This is a genomic window from Actinomycetota bacterium (genome assembly GCA_009923495.1).
Lineage (GTDB): Bacteria > Actinomycetota > Actinomycetes > S36-B12 > UBA5976 > UBA5976.
In genome coordinates this window covers 1-4,020 of record RFTJ01000031.1, presented here as the reverse complement: position 1 = coordinate 4,020, position 4,020 = coordinate 1, and the positions used below count along the sequence as shown (strand labels likewise).

Below are 4,020 nucleotides of genomic sequence, written 5' to 3'. Positions count from 1 at the left end.
GCAATAAACGCCTCATGTTTCCGGCCATGCGGTGTTTAGACAAAGGGTTCATTCTCTAACCCCTCGCCCCAGCTGCCGGAACAGTTGGGGCGTTTTTATCTTACCCCATGGCAGAAATATCAGTATTCAAAGCATCCACAGGCAGCGGCGTGAGGAACAACGTCCCGGAAAGCCACACGCAGTTCGTCCAGTATATCCAAGACATCAAAGAAGGCATCTTCTACACCGAGGTCATGGCATACCGTAAGGCCAAAACCGAGGAAACCAAGCGCAGGCTCACCGCCGTAACGCCAAGCGGTAAGTTCAAGAAGCAAGGCAAAGAAGGGCTTGAAACGCATTCAGGAATCATTTGCATTGATATTGATGCTAAGGACAACGAAGGCGTGGATGTACTGGCGATTCGAGATGATGAACACCTGTACGCTTTGCACCTAAGCACTGGAGGGCAAGGTTATGCCGCATATTACCGCATTGAGCCGGACCGTCATCTTGATGCGTTCTACGCTTTGGAGAAACGATTGGCAGATAAGTACCACATCATCGTTGACCCTGCCTGCAAGGATGTGTCCCGCTTGCGGTTCGTGAGTTTTGACCCCGATGCGTTTATATCCAGTAAGACCGTACCGGTATTCAAGCAGTACCTACCCAAAGCCAAGGCAAACCCGGTCCCAAAATTTTACCCGCACGGAGAGCATGATGTTGAGCATATCCTCCATCAGTTGGAATCCAAGCGGATTGACTTGACCGATTCCTATGCTGATTGGGTCAAGATTGGCTTTGCTATCGCTTCCAAGTACCACGAACCCGGTGCGGACCTGTTCCATCGTATTTCTGCAATATCCCCCAAGTACAACGCTGAAGCCTGCGACCGCAAGTACAAACAACTCTGCCAGTCCAAGCAGAACCAAGTATCATTCGCATCTTTTATGTGGCTTGCCAAGAATGCAGGGGTCGAGATTCAAACTCGTGAAACCAAGCACATTGTATCCACGGCCAAGTCGCATCGAATGAGGGTCGGAACCAACGGCGGCCCAAAGGATGTGAACGCAGCCACCGAAACGGCGGTCCGCATTCTTCGTGAGATTGACCAGATAAACGTGGAACAGTTAGAGGAAATCGTTGTCAATACCATGGCAATGGACACAAAAGAGCTAAAATCCGCAGATACCGAGGACACCCCACTAAAGCAAATTAAGGCTTACTTGAGGTCATTTGACTTAAAGCGCAACGCCATAACTCGTTGCATTGAACTAAGAGGAGAACCTATTACGGATGTGGACATCAATGACCTATACACCGATTGTCTTGAACAGTTCGGCAAGAAAGATGTCAATATGCAGTTGGTCAACTCGATTATCGATTCAAGCCATACACCGACATACAACCCATTCATGCAATTTTTCGCAAAACATGGACATAAAACGCCAAATGGTTGTATTGAATCCTTGACCAATTCAGTTAGCGTGACCAATATGGACCACCACTTTATGCAACTTTTGGTTCATAAATGGCTCTGCTCCGTGATTGCAAGTATGCATGGAGAGTATTCTTTGTCCATTCTTGTGCTATGCGGTGACCAAGGCATTGGCAAAACCAATTTCTTCCGCAACTTGCTTCCTTCTGAACTGCGGTCCTATTACGCTGAATCCAAGTTGGATGCCGGGAAAGATGACGAAATTCTTATGTGTAAGAAAATAATCCTGTGCGATGACGAGTTCGGCGGCAAGTCCAAGCAAGAAGCAAAGAAACTCAAGGAACTATCATCCAAGCAAACGTTCAGCATCCGAAAGCCTTATGGCCGTGTCCACGAAGAACTTACCCGCTATGCGGTCCTTTGCGGGACCAGCAACGATGAGGAGGTCATCAACGACCTGACCGGGAACCGCAGGATTTTCCCAATAGTTGTCAGCGATATTGACTGGGATGCCTATAATGCCGTTGATAAAACCGAGTTATTTGTTGAAGCTTATCAAGCATACAAAAAGCACGGAGCTGATGCTTGGCAATTATCGAAGGCTGAAATCACTATGCTCAACGAAAAGACGGTCAACAACGTCCAGCCTGCTGTTGAAAAGGAATTGCTGTTTAATTACTTTGAGATGCCTGATGACAAAAACAAAGGCATCGGTGGTGAGTGGCTGACCAACTCGGAAATCAAAAACATCCTTGAATCCTACACCGAGCAAAAGATTAATCCGAACAAACTTGGAGCCGTTCTTAAGTCCATAGGATGCAAAAAGGTAAGCCGGCACGACCGAAATAACCGCGGATGCTATTACCTAGTCACTAAAACCAATAGTAGTGACTATGTGCAAAGTGCTAATAACAAGCGATATCCGTTTTGACATAGTCACCTAGTCACTAAAAATGCGATTTTCCTGTAAGCAATATATATGTGTGTGCGTGTGTGCGTGTGTGTGTGTATTATATATACTCATAAGAAAGTAGTGAATGTAGTGACTATGTGACTATGTATGGCCCTAGCGATATCAAAAACGCAGATTTTCCCAGTCACTACACAATTTTTGCAGTAACTATCAGTAACTATGTTGCGACCCTACCAAACCAAAGCCATTGACCTCATGCGGACAAGTATCGCAGCGGGCAAGAAGCGAATCATCCTATGCGCTCCTACTGGAAGCGGCAAAACCGTTATGTTCACCTACATGGTAGCAAGGGCCTTAGAGAGAGGCAAGCAGGCCATCATCTTTACGGACCGCATTGAACTGCTGAAGCAATCCAACGGTTCCCTTGACTTGTTCGGAATCAAGCCAACGCTCATTGAAGCTAGCAAGAGCCGACTGGATGTTTCGGGAAATTGCTTCATCGCCATGGCGCAAACCTTCAGCCGTAGGAAGGATGCCATTGAATACACGGACCTGCTCAACCGGATGGACTTGGTCATCATTGACGAAGCCCACAAGCAGACCTTCAACCCACTGCTGCCGTACATCAACCCCAATGCCGTAGTCATCGGGGCCACGGCAACGCCCCTGCGCCGTGGGAACCAAGAGTGCCTTTCCAAGTTCTACCAAGCCCTGCACAATCCAGTGCAGGTGCAGGAACTGATTGACCAAGGGTTCTTGGCAAGCCCTATAACTTACGGAATGACCATGGACTTGTCGGGCATTCGCATGAAGGGCAATGACTACGACACCGAGCAGATGGCTTCGGTGTACTCAAAGCGCAAGGTATTCGATGGCGTTGTCCAGAACTACGGCCGCCACTGCAAAGGCAAGAAGGCAATCCTGTTTGCCAGCAACATCGCATCGAGCAAGGAGGTCTGCAACGCTTTGCAGATTGCAGGGCATAACGCCCGGCATGTGGATGGGGATATGCGCAAGCAAGAGCGTGCCGCCGTGCTAGATTGGTTCAAGCACACGCCTGATGCTATCCTGTGCAACTGCGACTTAATGACCACGGGCTTTGACGAGCCAACCATTGAGGTCGTTATCCTGTACCGAGCAACGGCAAGCCTGCCCCTCTATATGCAGATGGTGGGCCGTGGTTCCCGTGTCACCGCAACCAAGCGAGAGTTCACAATTCTCGACTTTGGCAACAACGTCAACCACCACGGGTTTTGGGATGCTCGCCGAGATTGGTCGCTGAAGAAGAAACGCAAGCGCAAGTCCGATGGCGTTGGCGGAGCGAAGAACTGCAAGGCTTGCGATGCTCTCATTCCTGTTGCCGTGATGGTTTGCCCGCATTGCAAGTACGAGTACGAGCGCAAACCCCAAGAGCGTGCCGAAACTGTTACCCTACACCTGATGACCAAGGCCCAAGGGATGGAAGCGGCCAAGACCAGCACCATGTACCAAAAGGCACAACTTGCGAAAGCCAAGGTAATTTCGCCATATTGGGTATTGCACACACAATGCAAGACCAAAGAGGAAGCCCTGCAATTTATCGCCTTCATGGGATACAAGCCGGGTTGGGTGTACCACAACAAAGACCGATTCAAAATCCTACAATAATGAGCGAGTTTAAGATTCAAGCCGAATGCTTCCAGTGGCACTGGAA

Annotated in this window: 2 protein-coding genes; both read left to right on the top strand. The window is 48.9% G+C overall.

The genetic code is table 11. The annotated features are described in order from the left end of the window. Window positions 1-107 precede the first annotated feature (107 nt). Complete coding sequence (locus tag EBS36_07095; GenBank protein NBU32912.1) at window positions 108-2,345, top strand: hypothetical protein; 2,238 nt, start codon at window positions 108-110, stop codon at window positions 2,343-2,345. A 201-nt stretch (window positions 2,346-2,546) separates the two neighbouring features. Continuing rightward, entirely contained in the window at window positions 2,547-3,974 is a 1,428-nt protein-coding gene (locus tag EBS36_07090) for a DEAD/DEAH box helicase (GenBank protein ID NBU32911.1), read from the top strand. The last annotated feature ends 46 nt before the right edge of the window (window positions 3,975-4,020 follow it).

Coding starts and splice junctions, on each gene's coding strand:
- EBS36_07090 (NBU32911.1), top strand. CDS start 2,547: ATGTTGCGACCCTACCAAACCAAAGCCATTGACCTCATGCGGACAAGT.
- EBS36_07095 (NBU32912.1), top strand. CDS start 108: ATGGCAGAAATATCAGTATTCAAAGCATCCACAGGCAGCGGCGTGAGG.